Genomic DNA, 16,427 nt, shown 5'->3' with positions numbered 1-16,427 from the left:
GTGGAAGCACAGTAATGTGTGTAGCTGACCGGTACTAATAAGCCGATAACTTGACCATAATTAACCATAAGAACAAAACAAAGCATGAATACGCGTCCACTATACAATATCTGAAACAACACACCACAACACCAAACCCCCCGTACGCGGGAACACGGGTTTGAGAGGAATGTTGGTGAAACAGTTTCATAGTGTTACGGCGGTTATAGCGGAGCGGGAAACGCCCGGTCACATTCCGAACCCGGAAGCTAAGCCCTCCAGCGCCGATGGTACTGCACTCGGTAGAGTGTGGGAGAGTAGGACACCGCCGGACTACCATTCCGCAACGCGGGAAGGATTCCTGAGTTTGACTCAGGATTATCCTTCCCGCGTTGTCGTATGTATGGTCCCGACGTTTGCCGCTGCGCCTGGGAGCAGGCAGCGTGCGAGGGATATAGGTGAAGGGCTCGACCTGAATCAGGTCGAGCCCTTCACCGGTCCTTCGGGTATCAGCAGCACCCGTTAAGGCGGTTGTCCTTATTCGCCGGAGGTCTCATTGCGACCGCCGAGCTCGGCGTCCATGCGCAGGAGGCCGGGGCCGTCTTCGCCGATGAGCTCGAGACGTCCTACGATCTCGCCGACGCTGGCCTCTTCTTCGACCTGCTCCTGGATGAACCAGTTGAGCAACGGGCGGGAGTCAAGGTCGCCGGCCGAGTCGGCAGCGCGGTACAACTCGCGGATAGCTTCGGAAACCTTCTCCTCGTGGGCGAGGGCTGCCTTGAAGACTTCCAACGGGGTGGTCGCAGTGATGTTCGGTGCGTCGAGCGAACCGATGACTGGACGTCCACCGCGGTCGGACACGTGGTCGATGAACTTGTCGGCGTGGACGATTTCCTCGTTTGACTGCGCGCGCAGCCATGAGGCCATGCCCGGGAGATCGCGGATCTCCATCTCGATCGCGAGCTGACGGTAGACCGCGGAGGCCTGGAGCTCGAGGGTGATCTGGTCGTTGAAGGGCTTTTCGAGGTCTGGTGTGATCTTCATGCTTCCGAGGATAATCCGCTAGAACACAGTGCGATAGCGTGCTTTGGCTTGCCTAGCCGTGGTGTGCCTAACCTCGGTAGGGAGAGGGTCATGGACTGGCCGGGGGCAGTTCGACCTCCTCAAAGACGGGGCGTCCGACCGTCTTGGGGGTGTCCAATAGCCGCTGGAAATCTGTGGTGTTCTGGGATATCGAGATGAGTAGATTCCCGGATCGGAGCGGAACGCTGGGGTGGGCCAGCGGTGCGTACTGCAGCTTCTTGCCTTTGCCGAAGGGGGCTCGTACGCCTTTCTTGCCATTCCAGGGTCCAGTCGGTGAGCGAGAGGCCCAGGCATAGACGTAGTCGCCGAGGTCTCCGCCCTTCTTGGAGACGATGACGTAGCGTCCGCCGATACGGGAGACGGAGAGGGTTTGGGAGACACCGACGCTGGCCGGGACGATGGCGCGGACTTCGCTACGGTCCTTTTGCCATTCAGAGCCGTTCCAGTAGCGCCATTGAGACCGGCGATCGGGGCTCGCGACAGGAACGCGGGCGACGTACAGTTCGCGCCCGAAGGCGTACTTGTTCGGTGTGGTGCGGCTGCCGTAGACGTAATACCAGGGTCCATCGACCAGGGCCGCGGATCCCCAGTTGATTTGGTGAGTGTCTTGAGAGTCCGGGGTGATGCGCTCGATGGTGACGAGGCGGGGGGCCTGACCTGCCTTCACGGAGAAGACGGCGGCGGAGGTTCCGAGGTAGGTGAAGTCGAAACCATCGCCGCTACCCCCGCGCTTGATGCGCCCGGCCAAAACGATGATGACGTCGCTGACGGACTTGTCTTTGGCCGTCTGCGGTATCTGGCGTGGGTCGAGGCGTGCAGCGGACATGGGCCAATAGACCACGGAGTCGCTGACGTCCGGGATGATCGGGCCGTCGTAGGGCGCCCGTAGTTGGGACACGCATAACCCGGAGGACAGCAACATCGAGTTCGCGACGACCTTCGGGACGTACTTGTCCGTTCGGACCGTGTCCCCGAAGACCCAGGCAATGCGGTTATCGGAGAGTTTGGTGCTCGCGCCGATGTCGGCGGCTTGCCAGCCGGGCAGCGCCGAGTCCGCCACGGCCTTGGTCGCGATATCAACGGTGACCTTGGTGGATCCTGGCGACTTCGGGCAGGGATTACTCAGCCGATAGGTGTCAGGACTCGGCGACGGCGTGCTGGTGGCTGGGCTCGACCCGTCGCCAGTGCATGCCGACAGCCCCAACGCAAGAGTGACTGCGGCCGCGAGGGCCGTTCGACGCTGTGATCGCACCACAGGTGCCATTTTGCCGCGGCAATGCCGAAACCGGCGATGTGTAGCGGTGTGAGTTTACTGGCCCGGTCAATCAGAACCGAGCACTGAATTCTGGCTTGGCAGTTCGTCCTGACGCGCGATGCCGACCGGGCAGGTCAAGCCGTTGGGGCCGTGGTTGCAGTAGCCGCCTGGGTTCTTGTAGAGGTACTGCTGGTGGTAGTCCTCGGCGTAGAAGAACTCGCCTGCGTCCTCTGCACTGCGCACCTCAGTCATGATCTCGCCGAGGTTGCGCTCGTTCAGAACAGATTGGAACGCCTCACGGGTGGTGTTGGCGGCCTTCTCCTGCTCCGCAGTCGACCAGTAGATCGCGGACCGATACTGCGTCCCGCGGTCGTTGCCCTGCCGGTTGAGGGTGGTTGGGTCGTGGTTCTCCCAGAACGACTTCAGCAACAACTCCGGTGAAGTCTGCTTCGGGTCGTACGCAACCAGGACGGCCTCAGTGTGGCCCGTGCGTCCGGAGCAGGTCTCTTCGTAGGTCGGGTTCTGGGTGAACCCACCCATGTAGCCAACAGCGGTGGTCACCACACCTGGACGCTGCCAGAAGATGCGCTCGGCGCCCCAGAAGCACCCCATGGCGACGTAGAGCACCTGGGTGCCCTCCGGCCAGGGACCGTGCAGCGGCGTGCCAAGGACCTCGTGAGTGACCGGAATCCCCGGAAGCGGTTCCGCCCGGCCCGGAAGAGCCTCGTCGCGAGAGATCATGGAGGTCCGGCGGCTAAAGGGAAGCATCATGTGTGGTGCAACGCCGGGCTGAGCGCGCCTGTTCCGTCGGCCCTTGGTGCGGATCAGCCTCCGAGGGGCGCGCGGAAGATGTCGGCAGTCGCGGTGCCGACATAGGCGGTGTTTCCTTTGACTGCCAGCGTGCGGTAGTTCTGCCCGTTGCTGGGCAAGGAGCCCATGGCAGTCCACGAACCGTTGAGCGTCGATGCGCGATAGATGCTCTGCCTCCCGTCGCCGGACCGATCAAGGGTCAGGATGTAGAAGGAGGTCCCGTCGGAGTAGAAGTCGACCGCCCCGCGCTCGCCCGCAGGCCAGGGCACCGTCCGGCTGGTCGACCCGTTGAAGACGGGCATGCCGGTCGTGATCGAGGTGGCGGTTGTGCCGCACACGGCCTCGGCCTTGAATACCGCGATATTGGGTTGGGTGCTGCTGAAGCCGGGGCACGCTGCGCTCGCAGGCATAGACGTCCACGAAGACTTCGCACTGTCAAAGGACCAGAGCGGGGTTGCCGGGCTGGTTCTGGTGGCCTGGGTGAAGACCTTGTTGCCGAGTGCGGCGCCCCAGTAGTAGCGCTCATATCCCCGACCCCCGAATGCTGGAGTGCTTCCTTCGTTCTTCGCGACACTCCACGTCTGCCCAGCGTCAGTGCTGCGCCACGCAGTGGCCTGACCTGCGGGGTTGCTTGGGTCTGCGGGGTTCTTGGTTGAGCCAAACATCCACAGCTCGTTCGCGCCGACGCCCACGATGTCGAAGACGTGGATGGCGGTGCTGGCCACTGGTTCCGGCTCGTACACCGCCCACGTACCAGACTTATTCGATGCGTACCCACCGCGCCCGTTGAGGGAGGGGTCGGTCGTTGGCGCGTAGAGGTGCCCGTTGATACGACGGATCAGCGAGTTGGCTTCGGTCCCGGTGTGGGTGATCGGACCCCACGCCAGGGTGCTCAGGTTGAGCGGCACGATTCCCGTTCGACCGTTCGGGCCGCCATATGAGTCGGAGTTGGCGTTCCAATCTCCGTAGCCGGCGATCAGCGAGTTTCCGTCGATCTCGAGATCGAGAATGGCCGACGACCACTTCTTGCCGTTGTAGCCAGTCGTCCCAGCCTTGGCTTGGGGTTGGGTGGCGATTTTCGTGGCAGCAAGGCCGGCGGGCGGGGGTCCCGCCGTCGCGGCATCGGACGGGAGCCCAAACCCGGCCGCACTGAGGGAGGTACACAGGAAGGCTCCTGCGACAAGGACATTTCGAGCATTGCGAAGTGATGTACCCATTGAAGATCTCCATGCAGATCAAGCCCTGGTACAGGTTTCGCGGCTCTGGCTTCGTGGCAGCGAAGCCCCGCGACGCTTCCGAAGAGGTACGTCGCGAACGGCGCAGATTCCGCGGCGGTGACGCTGTGCCGCCCGTGATCACAGCGCTGACTTCAAGGGCCAACTCCGTTTAGGCCCAATATGATTCCGCCCTGCGAACGTATACCCAGACTGAGGTGGCTGTCCAGGGTTGCCGGGCGGCGCCAGGGCTGCACCAGGCAAGAAAATGCCTTGAGGACTGGGTGCCGTACTGCCACGATTCGCCCTATGAGCCACGTCGAGGTAGTGCCCATTGATGCGTTGTCAGAGGACCCGGAGCAGCAGGCTCGGTTGCGCGCGGCGATCGAGATGCATACCGAGAGCTCGCGGGCGATCTGGGGCGATGAGCACAGTGGCTGGACCGAGGATGAGGTGCGTGGCCGTCGACGTGGCGGCACATACCACTTTGTGGATCGATTGGCCGAGGTCGAGGGTCATGCGGCTGGCATGTGTTTCATGGCGATGCCCGCGAAGGACAACCCGCACCTGGCGCTGCTCATGCTTGCAGTGCACCCGGGGCATCGCAGGCGGGGAGTTGGAACGGCATTGCTGGAGGACGCGCTCGGGACAGCATCACGTGACGGGCGAACGGTCGTTCGTGTCGACACCGAGTGGACGGTCGGCGGCCACGACGAACACGGGGAGGAGTTCGCGACGCGACATGACTTCGTCGCGGCGCAGACCATGACCCGCAGCGTGATGAGGCTGCCAGCCCCTCGAGGGCCACTGCAGATATTTGCGAGCGGTGAGGGAGTCGAGGACGCCGCCGCGTTCGCGATCGAGGTTGCGTGGGAGATGCCGCCGACCGAGTGGCTGGACGATCTTGCGGTGCTTGAGCAGCGCATGAGTACCGATGCGCCACAAGGAGATACGACCCAGGAGGAAGAGGCGTGGGATGCCGCCCGGGTGGCGGGGGACTGCCAGTGGGCGGTCGATTCGGGCCGCCGCATCCTGACGGTGGTGGCGCGAGACCTGAGCACGGGACGACTGGTGGGGTTCACCGTCCTGCACGTCACAGCGCACGACCCGAGCCTGGCGTACCAACAAGACACCCTCGTGTTGCGCGAGGCCCGCGGCTACCGACTCGGCGTGCGGTTGAAGGCCGCAGCCGCGCTTGAGTTGATGGACGCCTGCCCGGAGGTTGCGCGCATCCCCACCTGGAACGCTGATGACAACACGCACATGCTCGCGGTGAACCGCGATCTGGGATATGAGCCGGAGGGCTACCTGCGGGTGTGGGAGCGCCGACTCTGACCACGCGACCTGACATGGCCCAGGACCGCCCACACCAGCGGGGCGCATAGCGCCAGGACGACGGCCAGGCCAGCGTAGGTAAAGGCGTCGCGGTAGAGGCCCCAGGTGCCCGCTAGTCGCGGTTTTGTTGGCTCGCTCGGGTCGACCAGAAGCGACTGTCGTTGCCCCGTGGTCCAGTTGCGGTCGTCATTCACCCAGACCCCACGCTCGGTGTTGTCGCGCACGACGTATTCAAACGTGATGTCTTTTGTCCAATGCTTGGACTGGCCCGACCGGGTGCGATCGCTTGCGTATCGGCGGACGTCGACGACGGTGCCCGTGACCTCGGTGCTCGACTGCTGAAACGCAAACGTTCGGGCCGCCTGAATTGCCGACCAAGTCAGCATCCCAAGCGACCCCACCAGAAGCGCCACGCAGCAGAAGCGCATCCATCCGGTGCGCTCACGCAACGGCACGAATTTCCCCATGGCCGGGATACTAAGCCCGGTCCGTGGTGCTGATGCTGGTGCTGGGTAGCCTTGGCGGGTGCTGACCGTGCAAGAAGCCCTCATTCGCCTGCAGAAGTTCTGGACCGACCGTGGCTGCATGGTGGTCCAGCCCTACAACACGGAGGTCGGCGCGGGAACGATGAACCCCGCCACTGTCATGCGGGTGTTGGGACCCGAGCCGTGGCGGGTGGCGTACGTCGAGCCGTCGGTCCGACCCGACGACAGCCGTTATGGCGAGAACCCCAACCGGCTCCAGACGCACACGCAGTTCCAGGTGATCCTGAAGCCCGAGCCGGGCAACCCGCAGGAGCTTTACCTCGAATCACTTGAGGCGCTCGGCATCGATATCGGCGCCCACGACGTGCGCTTCGTTGAGGACAACTGGCAGCACCCAGCCATCGGCGCGTGGGGCCTTGGCTGGGAGGTGTGGCTAGATGGCATGGAGATCACTCAGTTCACCTACTTCCAGCAGGTTGGCGGGCAAAATGTTGACCCGGTGAGCGTCGAGCTGACCTACGGCATCGAGCGCATCATGATGGCCCAGCAGGGCGTGACGCACTTCAAGGACATGGAGTACGCGCCGGGCGTCTCCTACGGGGAAGTCTTCGGCCAGGTCGAGTACGAGATGTCGCGCTACTACCTCGATGACGCCGACGTGAGCACGAATCAAGATCTTTACGAGCGCTACGTCCGCGAGGCTCAGCGCGCGATCGACGCTCGGCTCCCGGTCCCGGCGTGGACCTATGTCCTGAAGAGTTCGCATGCCTTCAACGTGCTCGACTCGCGCGGCGCGATGTCGACGACCGAGCGGGCTAAGGCCTTCTCCACGATGCGGCGGCTCTCCCGGGATATCGGCCAGTTGTGGGTCGAACGCCGCGCGGAGTTGGACTTCCCGTTGCTCAAGAGCGAGATGCCACAGATCCAGGTCGGGTCGGCGGTGCAGTCGCCGGAACCGGACGAGGCTGACCTGATCGCGCCGCGCGAGTTGCCTTCGGATGCGCAGGACCTCGCGCTCGAGATCGGGGTCGAAGAGTTGCCGCCGCACGTCGTGGAGCAAGCCATCGAGCAGGTACGTGCGGGGCTGACCGAAGGCCTCGGCCAGACCAGGCTCGAGCACGGCGAGATCGACGTGGTTGGGACGCCGCGGCGCATTGTTGCGACGATCCGCGACTTATCGGCCCACGAGCCTGACGCGGAGTCGCTGCGCAAGGGCCCCAAAGTCACGGCGGCCTTCGACTCCGACGGTGAGCCGACCAAAGCTGGCGCCGGCTTCGCGCGCGGCCAAAAGGTGGATCCCGCTGAGTTGGTACGGGCCGAGTTCGACGGCGTCGAACATGTCGCGGTGAAGGTGACCGAGCAGGGGCGCCCAGTGCTGGAGGTAGCACGTCAGGTCATCACGGATGTCGTCGGCGGCCTTCGCGCCGACAAGAATATGCGCTGGAACGACCCGCAACTGGCCTATAGCCGACCGATCCGTTGGATCGTGGCTCTCTGGGGAGAAACAGTTGTGCCAGTAGAGGTTTCAGCACTTCGGGCCGGGCGGACGACGTACATTCAGCGCACTGATGCGACCCCACACGTCGTGATCTCTTCGGCTGGACAGTTGAGACCAACGCTGGAGTCGCGCGGGCTGACGCTCGACCCACAGGTGAGGCGCGGCCAGGTCGTCGACCAGGCGCAGGCGCTAGCTGCATCGGTCGGCGGCAGCATCGATGTCGCAGCAGAAGCCGCACTGATCGATGAGATCACCAACCTGGTTGAGGAGCCGCACGGCATCGTGGGCTCGTTCGGACCGAAATACCTCGAAGTGCCCGAACAGATCCTGACCACGGTCATGCGCAAGCACCAGCGCTATTTGCCAGTACGCGACTCCTCCGGTGCGCTCATGGCCCACTTCGTGACGATCGCCAACGGCGACTGCGACGATGATCTGGTGCGGGCAGGCAACGAGTCGGTGTTGAGGGCCCGCTATGAAGACGCCGCGTTCTTCTATCACAGCGACCTCAAGGTCGACTTGGCCGAGCTGCGCTCTGGCATCAACAAACTCACTTTCGAAGATCGACTCGGGTCGATGGCTGACCGCGCTGACCGCATCAGCGACATCGCCGCGTCGTTGAGTGCCAATGTCGACCTCACGAGCGACGAATCGTCGACGCTGGGTCGCGCAGGCCAGTTGGCGAAGTTCGACCTCTCGTCGCAGATGGTGGTCGAGTTGTCGTCGCTCGCCGGAACGATGGCCCGCGAATACGCCACGCGGGCAGGCGAATCCGCCGAAGTGGCGGAGGCGCTCTGGGAGATGGAGTTGCCGCGTCAGGCGGGCGATGCGCTGCCACAGTCCAAACCCGGCGCGCTGTTGGCGCTTGCTGACCGTTTCGATCTCCTCGCTGCGATGTTTGCGATCGGCGCCAAGCCGACCGGTTCATCCGACCCGTTCGCCCTTCGCCGCGCGGCCCTTGGTGTGGTGGCGATCCTGCGTGGGCTCGACGCTTTCTCGGCTATGACGGTGGACTCCGGATTGCGGGCCGCCGCCGACCGACTGCGTACCCAAGGCGTCGAAGTCAGCGACGAATCAGTCGAGGACGCAACGGAGTTCGTCCGTGGGCGCTTTGCTCAGGTGCTTCGCGACGAGGGTGTTCCCGCGGGTCTGGTCGATGCGCTCGCGGCGCTGTCTGCATCGCCGGGAACAGTGGACCGTGCGCTGGCAGATATCGATTCGGTGCGGCACGACGAGGCGTTCGCACCCACCGTGGAGGCCGTCCAGCGGATCACTCGGATCGTTCCGAGCGGCACCGCGGCCACCTACGAGCGCAGTGCACTAACCGAGCCATCTGAGTTGGTGCTTGCGGATGCTGTCGATGCGCTCCCAGACCACTCCAGTGGTGGGCTGCGCGAGTGGCTGCCGGACGCCGGCGCACTGGTTGACCCGCTACGGGGCTTTTTTGATGAGGTGCTGGTCATGGCAGAAGACGAGGCGTTGCGTGCCGCCCGCCTCGGAATGCTGCAGACCGTGGTCGAGCGGGCGCCCGCCGGCATCGACTGGAAGGCCCTTGATTCGGCCGTGTGAACCGGCGTCTGAGGTCAGCCCTTAGCCAGCTCGGAACGGGATGGCCGAGCGGCTCACCGTCACGTCGGGATAGCCGCGCGAGGCAAGCAGGTGGCGTACGGATGTCTCGGCCTCCTGGCCGTTCGGCGATGGCGAGATGGCCACCGCGCGAATCGGTAGGTGATGGGCAGTAGACACCACCACATTGTCCTCGGACGAAACTCCCGTGACGGCGACGTACGGCGCGATGCCGTATGCGGTGGCGCGATATCGCACGACATCGGATTCGGCTGCGGCCGACGGGAGTTGGCGTACCACCAGTGACAGCCGCGTCTCGCGCTCGTCAGTGAATCCCTCGTGTTTGATCAGCAACATCGCCTCGGTGAGCTTATTGAGGATGTCCCCAATGGGCTCGGGCAACGAGCCGGGGCGGTCGCCATCTGCGGACAGATCGCGAAGCGAGTCGAGTTGGTCAGGCAGTTGGTCCACCACCTCCTTGACCAGTGTCTCCTGCGCGGCGGGCTGGTAGCGGACTGGCTTCCACGGCACTCGGCGGAGGAGTTCGCCGCGATCGGTCACGGTGACATCCGAGCCCTCCCGGTGCGGCGAAGCGGTGACACCGGTGGTGGACAGGATTCCCAATGGCGCGGCCGGGTCCAGGCCGATGGCGTAGGACTCCTGGGTGCCGCCGTACAACCGCCACATAGCCAGTGAGTCACCGGACTGGGATGCGCTGAGGATGAAGTAGTACGAACTACTCGGCAGGTCGCCGTCCTCGCGGGCGCGTGCCGTGCGCTGCGTCAGCAACTCCGACCACGGGCCGTCGAGCGAACCCGCCAGCTCACGGACCTGCCGAAAGACCACCTCACCTCCGAGGCGAACTTCCTGGCGATCATTGAGGAAAGCCGATGAAGTGGCCCATAACGTGTGGCTGCCGAGGATCGCGAGCAGGCCAGGCGCGTCGGTGTAATGCCACACCAAATCGGCAGGTGGGGAGTGGGCAGTCACAGCGTCAGTCTTCACGAACTGGGATGCTCGCGCAGCAGAACCTCCAAGCGGGGCTCGACTTGCCATTGATCGCGAAGGTCTTGATACGCGGCCCGATCCTGCGCGCTGGCCGGCGCGCCGGTGCGTACGGCTCGGATGAGGGCATTGCGCGGCGTGTGCTTGCTGTCGACGAACTCCATGACCTCGGCGCGATACCCGTGCTGCCGCAGGAGTGCCGCTCGAAAGGTGTCGGTGAGGACATCCGCCATGCGCTCGCGCAAGATTCCATGGCGAGCCACGAGTCGATATGCCGGGGGCACGTCGCCAGAATCCAACTGGCGTTGGATGTCGTGATGACAGCACGGCGCGGTCACGAGGACCGGAGCCGACCAGCGCACGGCTTGAGCCAGCGCATCATCGGTCGCGGTATCGCAGGCGTGCAATGCCATCACCAGATGAGGAGGGGCAGCGATCTCGGCTTCGCCGATGAACGCCTCAACAAACTCGAAATCACTTGCTGCGCCGAGTGATTCGGCGACTGCTGAGTTGTGTTCCCGCGACTGGGCCTTGCTGTCGACGCCGGTCATCCGCACCGTCAGACCACGCACCTGCGTGAGATAGCGATAGGCCGCAAACGTCAGGTAGGCATTCCCACAGCCGAGGTCGACCACGTGCAACGGCCCATCCCCGGCAGCGGCGGTCGCCGCGTCGAGCACGGGTTCCAGGCTGGCGAGGAAGTCTTGGACCTGCGTGAACTTGTCCCGCCGGGTCGGCTTGATCTGTCCATCGCGAGTTGCGACGCCGAGCGCCGCGAACACCGGATCTGACTCTTTCAGCCACCGGTTTTTGGCGCGATCGTGGGCCCGCTCTGTCGGCGCTGGGGGAGCGGACTTGCTGCGCTGGATGACCGCGCGCCCCTTTTTGTTGACCCGGATGGCGATCGTTCCGGAGGTGGTCTCCACGTGCCAATGCCCGTAGGGCTCGGCCAGCAGGCGCTGGACCTCTGCGGCGGCCGATTCCGGTTCATAGTTGCTGGTATGAGCCTGGGTGGCATCGAACGCCTCGACGTGCAGGCGTCGGCCCGCCTTGAGGTCGACATATCGCAACTCGACCCGGTGGTACGTCGGCTCGGGCTGGTTTCGCATGCTGCCACCCACGACCGCGCGCACAAGAGTGCTGGAATCCAGGAGCGCCGCGGCCAATTCGGCGTACTCCGGCATGGCTGGGGTCGGCGCGAGCCGCTCAACTCGACGTGCCACGAGCAGCGCGTCGTAGACATTGCCTCGGTCGGTCCTGCGAACGATCTCCTCGCAACGCAGCACGTCAAGACCCTCAGACGCAGCGCGCAGGTCCGCGACGGTATAGAGCAGCGCGGGGTCGTCGGGCCCGCCGTTGCCGTCGGTGAGGTTGCGCAGCGCGCGCCCAATCACGACCAGGTGGCCGCCGGGTCTGAGCCATCCGATGGTGCGAGCAAGGTCGACGCCGCTCAGGTGGAGGTCACTCACCAACACCAGGTCGAACAGGACTGCCGATGGTGGCGACCAGGTGCGGACATCCGCGGCGACCCAATCCACCTCGACCCCTTGGGCGACGGCCTGATCCTGACCGATGGCCAGGCCCACGCGGGAAAAGTCGACGGCTGTGACCTGCCAGCCGAGCGAGGCCAGCCACACGCTGTGCCTCCCGCTGCCAGCGCCCAGATCAACGGCGTGTCCTGCGGCCATAGGCTCGATGAGGTGTTCAAGCGCGGCCCGGGGAGCGCCGACATGCTGGTGACGGCGCTCGGCATAGCGCTGATCCCACCTGTCGCGCCGTTCGTCCGAGTGCGGTGCGGTGTGGTGCCTCATGTGTCCAGTTTGCTCCTGGGGCCGCGCGGGACGGACAAGGGTTCCGCATAGCCTTTCCCCATGACTGACGATAAGCGTCCTGGTTTTGCCACCCGTGCGATCCACGCAGGGCAAGATCCGGACCCGCGCACCGGCTCAGTAGTTCCGGCGATCTATCAGACTTCGACCTACAAGCAGGATGGCGTAGGTGGCTTTCGCGAGGGGTATGAATACTCCCGCTCGGCCAACCCGACCCGGACTGCCCTCGAGGAGTGCATCGCCGAACTCGAAGGCGGGGCCAAAGCGTTCGCGTTCGCGTCCGGTCTGGCGGGCGAGGACGCCGTGATGCGCGGGCTGCTTAAGCCGGGAGATCACATGGTGGTGCCGACGGACGCCTATGGCGGGACGTACCGGCTCATCAACCAGGTCCAGAAGCGGTGGGGTGTTGACCACAGCCTCGCCAAGGTTTCGCAGGCCGACGCGGTGCGCGGCGAGATCAGGCCAGGCGTCACCAAGATGATCTGGGTCGAGACACCGACCAACCCGCTCCTCAACGTCGCCGACATCGCGGCACTCGCTGACATTGCGCACGATGCCGGTGCGCTCCTGGTCGTGGACAACACGTTTGCGTCGCCCTACCTGCAGCAGCCCATCGACCTGGGCGCCGACATCGTGGTGCACTCCACGACCAAGTACTGCGGAGGTCACTCGGATGTTGTCGGGGGTGCGGTGGTCGTCGCTCCGGAGATTGCGGTGCCTGAGTTTGCGGATGCGGCCGATCGGGTTGGCTTCCATCAGAATTCGATGGGAGCGGTCGCTGGCCCAATGGACTCGTGGTTGACGCTGCGCGGCCTCAAGACGCTGGCGTTGCGGATGGAGCAGCACAGCAATAACGCCGAGCGAGTCGTCGATTTCCTGCGCGAGCGTTCGGATGTCACGCACATTCACTACCCGGGATTGGACTCGCACCCGGGCCATGACCTTGCGGCACGTCAGATGAAGCGATTCGGCGGCATGATCTCCTTCCAGGTGGCAGGTGGGGAGCACCGCGCCGTCGACTTGGTTGGTCGCACCACCGTGTGGACCCTTGGTGAGTCGCTCGGCGGAGTCGAGTCCTTGATCGAGCATCCCGGGCGGATGACCCACGCCAGCGTCGCAGGAACTGAGCTGGAGGTGCCTGCCGACCTGATTCGGCTGTCGGTAGGTATCGAGGACATCGAGGATCTCTTGGCTGACCTCGAGCAGGCGCTGGAGGGAAGTCGTTGAGTGAATTCGCTGGGGTGCTGCTCGGAGTCGTCGGGATCTTCATCCTCATCGCCGCGTTTGGTGGGGGCGGCTGGGTCGTGTTGAAGAACGCCCGGGCTAGCGGACGACGGACCTACATGTTCCTGGGTGGCGCGATGCTGGCTATTGCGGCGTATGCGTCCATCGCCGCCGTGGTCGCGTTAATCCAGCAGTTCACCTAGACCGAGCAAAATCGGTTCGATGCTTGTCGGTGCCGGGTGGCATGCTCTGACTTGTGACAGATCAGGTAACGGCCGAGGGGCTGGCCAAACATTATGGCGAGGTCAAAGCCGCCGACGGAATATCGCTGACGGTGCCACAGGGAAGCGTGCTGGGGGTGTTGGGTCCTAACGGGGCGGGCAAGACCACCACGGTGCGCATGCTGACGACCCTGATCCGTCCCGACGCGGGGCGAGCGACTGTCGCAGGATTCGATGTCGTCGAGCAACCCCATGAAGTTCGGCAACGGATCGGGGTGAGCGGCCAGTACGCCGCCGTGGACGAATACCTCACCGGATTCGAAAACCTCGAGATGGTGGCGCGCTTCTACCACCTCTCAGCGGGCGAGGCGCGCTCGCGGGCCAACGAACTCTTGGCACAGTTTCGACTAGAGGACGCCGCGAGCCGGCCCGCCAAGACCTACTCCGGCGGGATGCGTCGGCGGCTGGATCTGGCAGGGGCCCTGATCGCGCGTCCGCCCGTCGTGTTCTTGGACGAGCCGACGACGGGTCTTGACCCGCGCAGTCGTGGCGAGATGTGGGATGTCATTGCTGACCTGGTCCGAGAGGGCACCACAGTCCTGCTGACGACGCAGTACCTCGAAGAGGCCGACCGCTTGGCGCACAACATCGTGGTGGTCGATCACGGCACGGTGATTGCCGAAGGAACCGCCGACCAGTTGAAGGCGCAGGTCGGGGGCGAGCGTCTGCACGTCACGATCGAAGACGCTGGTCAGCTCGGCTCGGCCAGCGGTGTGCTGGCCGGGGTCGGCATCGGTGAGCCCGAGGTCGAGGAGCACACCCGCTCACTCATCGTTGCCGTGGACGGCGGAACGACCTCGTTGTTGGCTGCGGTCCGGGCACTCGATGAGCACAACATCGTGGTTCAGGACATCGGCATCCGCCGACCCACCTTGGACGACGCTTTTCTTTCCCTGACGGGCACTCGTACCGAGGACGCCACCGACCAGTCGCAGGAGGCCTGATGAGCACCCTGGTGTCGGACACCCTGACCGCAGCCCGGCGCAATCTGATCAAGATCAAGCGGGTGCCGGACCTGCTGGTCTTCACCACCTTGCAGCCGATCATGTTCATTTTGCTGTTCGGCTTCGTGTTCGGCAGCCTCGCCGGCCCCGGCAACAACGAAAACTATCGCGAGTTTTTGATGGCGGGCATCTTTGCTCAGACCATCATCTTTGGCGCCACCCTTACCGGATGGGGGATGGCCGAAGACATGCAGAAGGGAGTCATCGACCGATTCCGGACGTTGCCGATGCATCCTGGCGCCGTCCTGTTCGGACGGACGCTCTCGGATCTGCTGACCAACGTGCTGGTGCTGGTTGTCATGACCATGACCGGACTGCTCGTCGGGTGGCGGATCCGAGACTTTGCGGGCGCCGTTGTGGCGTACGCCTTGATGTTGGTGTTCGCCTACGCGGTGAGTTGGATCATGGCGTTTGTTGGGCTCGCGGTCCGCACTCCCGAGATCGTCAACAACGCCTCGTTCATCGTGATCTTTCCGCTGACCTTCATCGCGAGCACCTTCGCGCCGGCCGAGAACATGCCGTCTGTCCTGAAGACGATCGCCGGCTGGAATCCGGTATCCAGCTTGGCGCACGCAGCGCGAAGTGGTTTCGGCAACCCGACATCGCTACCGCCCAAACCGGATTCGGTCGTGGAATACACCTGGGCGCTGCGGAATGCGGAGATCTACACCGTCGGATGGTCGATCTTGCTGCTCGTGGTCTTTGTCCCGGTGGCGATTCGCACCTATCAGCGGGCTGTCGCTCGCTGAGACGACGACGCCCCGGCCCCGCCGAGTGGGCGGTACCGGGGCGTCGTTGAATGTGTGGTCAGCCGGAGTACGGCGTGGCGTCCACGATTTTGACGTCAACCGTCTTGCCGTTGGGCGCCTCGTAGGACGCCTTGTCGCCCCGGCTCTTCCCGAGGATCGCGGCGCCGAGCGGGGACTTCTCGGAGTAGACATCGAGCTCGCTGTCGTCGGCAATCTCGCGGCTCCCGAGCAGGAATTTTTCGGTGTCGCCGAAGATCTCGACGGTCACGACCATGCCCGGCTCGACCACGCCGTCGTCCGGCGGAGCTTCGCCCACCGTCGCGTCGCGGAGGAGCTCCTGAAGCTGGCGGATGCGGGCCTCCATCTTGCCCTGCTCCTCTTTGGCGGCGTGGTATCCGCCGTTCTCTTTGAGGTCACCTTCCTCGCGCGCAGCCTCGATGCGCTTGGAGATCTCGGTGCGACCCGGGCCAGAGAGTTCTTCGAGCTCGGCGTGGAGCCGGTCGTAGGCGTCCTGGGTCAGGAAGCTTGCGCTGGCAGTGTCGGTCACAGTTCTCTCCTTGGATGTACGTCAGCCCGGCGCCGCGGCACCGGGCCCAAACAACGCGGTCCGGGTGTAGCCATGTCGTTGAGACGACTGACCACCCAGACCGAGTGCGAATAGACAACTCTAGCACCGATGTCGCGATGACACCTGACCCTCGGGCCGGACGCCGCGCTTAGCGCTCTGCTGATCCGGTGCGAATGCACTCATCGACTTGGACCGCCACCGCACGTTCGGCGGTCTTCACCGGCACGGTATGCCGGGTGGACTCAAACTCACTCGGCGGCAGCTCAACGGTACGTTTCCCCACGACGGCCTTGGTCTCGGATAGCGCGGCCAGAGTGCAGGTCACTGGCCCACGATCGGCGTCGACGACATCAAATCGCGCCTTGATCGTTCGGTCGTCGACGGTCTGATGCCCGGTATCGGTCCATGTGATGCCAGCGGTGGCCGACAGGCCGAACCACACAATGACAAGGACGGCGATAGTGATGGTGACGCCACCGAAGAGCCACCATTTCCGTTGCTCCGGGGCGGGGCGAGGAAATGGCACGTCGGCTCCTGGGAAT

The 16,427-nt window shown here is 64.3% G+C and carries 15 protein-coding genes and 1 rRNA gene; 7 read left to right on the top strand and 9 right to left on the bottom strand.

The genetic code is table 11. The features are described 5' to 3' along the window. Positions 1 to 195 precede the first annotated feature (195 nt). Positions 196 to 313, top strand: a 5S ribosomal RNA gene (gene rrf, locus F562_RS0100845). 203 nt (positions 314 to 516) lie between these two features. Here rrf and F562_RS0100840 read toward each other — a convergent pair. The 4 genes from F562_RS0100840 to F562_RS0100825 form a co-directional block, all read right to left on the bottom strand. After that, positions 517 to 1,023, bottom strand: coding sequence for a ferritin (locus F562_RS0100840; RefSeq protein WP_018155022.1), 507 nt, complete (start codon positions 1,021 to 1,023; stop codon positions 517 to 519). A gap of 88 nt (positions 1,024 to 1,111) precedes the next feature. Continuing rightward, complete coding sequence (locus tag F562_RS0100835) at positions 1,112 to 2,317, bottom strand: DUF4185 domain-containing protein (RefSeq protein ID WP_018155021.1); 1,206 nt, start codon at positions 2,315 to 2,317, stop codon at positions 1,112 to 1,114. Between the two features lie 66 nt (positions 2,318 to 2,383). Continuing rightward, positions 2,384 to 3,058 carry a peptide-methionine (S)-S-oxide reductase MsrA gene (gene msrA / locus F562_RS0100830; protein ID WP_018155020.1) on the bottom strand — a complete coding sequence of 225 codons (675 nt, stop codon included), beginning with the start codon at positions 3,056 to 3,058 and terminating at the stop codon, positions 2,384 to 2,386. Between the two features lie 83 nt (positions 3,059 to 3,141). Next, positions 3,142 to 4,344 carry a hypothetical protein gene (locus tag F562_RS0100825; RefSeq protein ID WP_018155019.1) on the bottom strand — a complete coding sequence of 401 codons (1,203 nt, stop codon included), beginning with the start codon at positions 4,342 to 4,344 and terminating at the stop codon, positions 3,142 to 3,144. A gap of 306 nt (positions 4,345 to 4,650) precedes the next feature. Here F562_RS0100825 and F562_RS0100815 point away from each other — a divergent pair, with 306 nt between their 5' ends. Continuing rightward, a complete protein-coding gene (locus F562_RS0100815) occupies positions 4,651 to 5,676 on the top strand; it encodes a GNAT family N-acetyltransferase (RefSeq protein ID WP_018155017.1) in 1,026 nt (341 codons plus the stop codon). Here the strand turns inward: F562_RS0100815 and F562_RS0100810 are convergent. After that, positions 5,646 to 6,143 (bottom strand): DUF3592 domain-containing protein, encoded by a 498-nt coding sequence (locus tag F562_RS0100810; RefSeq protein ID WP_018155016.1) that lies wholly within the window; start codon positions 6,141 to 6,143, stop codon positions 5,646 to 5,648. The two genes, F562_RS0100815 and F562_RS0100810, sit on opposite strands and share 31 nt — an antisense overlap. Positions 6,144 to 6,201: 58 nt before the next feature. On the opposite strand from F562_RS0100810, the gene F562_RS0100805 reads away from it, so the two are divergent. After that, positions 6,202 to 9,228 (top strand): glycine--tRNA ligase, encoded by a 3,027-nt coding sequence (locus F562_RS0100805; RefSeq protein WP_018155015.1) that lies wholly within the window; start codon positions 6,202 to 6,204, stop codon positions 9,226 to 9,228. 21 nt (positions 9,229 to 9,249) lie between these two features. Here the strand turns inward: F562_RS0100805 and F562_RS0100800 are convergent, their stop codons facing one another. Next, on the bottom strand, positions 9,250 to 10,230 hold the full coding sequence (locus F562_RS0100800) for a DUF2971 domain-containing protein (protein WP_018155014.1): 981 nt from the start codon (positions 10,228 to 10,230) through the stop codon (positions 9,250 to 9,252). Continuing rightward, positions 10,227 to 12,041 carry a methyltransferase gene (locus F562_RS0100795; protein WP_018155013.1) on the bottom strand — a complete coding sequence of 605 codons (1,815 nt, stop codon included), beginning with the start codon at positions 12,039 to 12,041 and terminating at the stop codon, positions 10,227 to 10,229. Before F562_RS0100795 ends, F562_RS0100800 begins: the two co-directional genes overlap by 4 nt. 60 nt (positions 12,042 to 12,101) lie before the next feature. Here F562_RS0100795 and F562_RS0100790 point away from each other — a divergent pair, with 60 nt between their 5' ends. The 4 genes from F562_RS0100790 to F562_RS0100775 are packed head-to-tail and all read left to right on the top strand — an operon-like array spanning position 12,102 to position 15,317. Then, complete coding sequence (locus tag F562_RS0100790) at positions 12,102 to 13,286, top strand: cystathionine gamma-synthase (RefSeq protein WP_018155012.1); 1,185 nt, start codon at positions 12,102 to 12,104, stop codon at positions 13,284 to 13,286. Continuing rightward, complete coding sequence (locus F562_RS0100785) at positions 13,283 to 13,486, top strand: hypothetical protein (RefSeq protein WP_156822449.1); 204 nt, start codon at positions 13,283 to 13,285, stop codon at positions 13,484 to 13,486. The genes F562_RS0100790 and F562_RS0100785 overlap by 4 nt, the downstream gene beginning before the upstream one ends. Positions 13,487 to 13,539: 53 nt before the next feature. Continuing rightward, complete coding sequence (locus tag F562_RS0100780) at positions 13,540 to 14,508, top strand: daunorubicin resistance protein DrrA family ABC transporter ATP-binding protein (RefSeq protein ID WP_018155010.1); 969 nt, start codon at positions 13,540 to 13,542, stop codon at positions 14,506 to 14,508. Beyond that, on the top strand, positions 14,508 to 15,317 hold the full coding sequence (locus F562_RS0100775) for an ABC transporter permease (protein ID WP_018155009.1): 810 nt from the start codon (positions 14,508 to 14,510) through the stop codon (positions 15,315 to 15,317). Before F562_RS0100780 ends, F562_RS0100775 begins: the two co-directional genes overlap by 1 nt. A gap of 58 nt (positions 15,318 to 15,375) precedes the next feature. Here F562_RS0100775 and greA read toward each other — a convergent pair whose 3' ends face one another. Together greA and F562_RS17570 are read right to left on the bottom strand one after the other, a co-directional pair. Beyond that, the gene (gene greA, locus F562_RS0100770; protein ID WP_018155008.1) at positions 15,376 to 15,864 is read right to left on the bottom strand and encodes a transcription elongation factor GreA; all 489 of its coding nucleotides are present in this window, start codon (positions 15,862 to 15,864) and stop codon (positions 15,376 to 15,378) included. A 169-nt stretch (positions 15,865 to 16,033) separates the two neighbouring features. Next, positions 16,034 to 16,411, bottom strand: coding sequence for a DUF4307 domain-containing protein (locus F562_RS17570; RefSeq protein ID WP_018155007.1), 378 nt, complete (start codon positions 16,409 to 16,411; stop codon positions 16,034 to 16,036). Positions 16,412 to 16,427 lie beyond the last annotated feature (16 nt).

The organism is Demetria terragena DSM 11295 (assembly GCF_000376825.1).
In the GTDB taxonomy this organism is placed as follows: Bacteria; Actinomycetota; Actinomycetes; order Actinomycetales; family Dermatophilaceae; genus Demetria; species Demetria terragena.
This window is presented reverse-complemented; position numbering and strand designations above follow the sequence as displayed.

Bases quoted from the DNA above. Each gene is read 5' to 3' on its own strand.
- F562_RS0100790 (WP_018155012.1), top strand. From the start codon at position 12,102: ATGACTGACGATAAGCGTCCTGGTTTTGCCACCCGTGCGATCCACGCA.
- F562_RS0100775 (WP_018155009.1), top strand. From the start codon at position 14,508: ATGAGCACCCTGGTGTCGGACACCCTGACCGCAGCCCGGCGCAATCTG.
- F562_RS0100810 (WP_018155016.1), bottom strand. From the start codon at position 6,143: ATGGGGAAATTCGTGCCGTTGCGTGAGCGCACCGGATGGATGCGCTTC.
- msrA (WP_018155020.1), bottom strand. From the start codon at position 3,058: ATGATCTCTCGCGACGAGGCTCTTCCGGGCCGGGCGGAACCGCTTCCG.
- F562_RS0100795 (WP_018155013.1), bottom strand. From the start codon at position 12,041: ATGAGGCACCACACCGCACCGCACTCGGACGAACGGCGCGACAGGTGG.
- F562_RS0100825 (WP_018155019.1), bottom strand. From the start codon at position 4,344: ATGGGTACATCACTTCGCAATGCTCGAAATGTCCTTGTCGCAGGAGCC.
- F562_RS0100840 (WP_018155022.1), bottom strand. From the start codon at position 1,023: ATGAAGATCACACCAGACCTCGAAAAGCCCTTCAACGACCAGATCACC.
- F562_RS0100815 (WP_018155017.1), top strand. From the start codon at position 4,651: ATGAGCCACGTCGAGGTAGTGCCCATTGATGCGTTGTCAGAGGACCCG.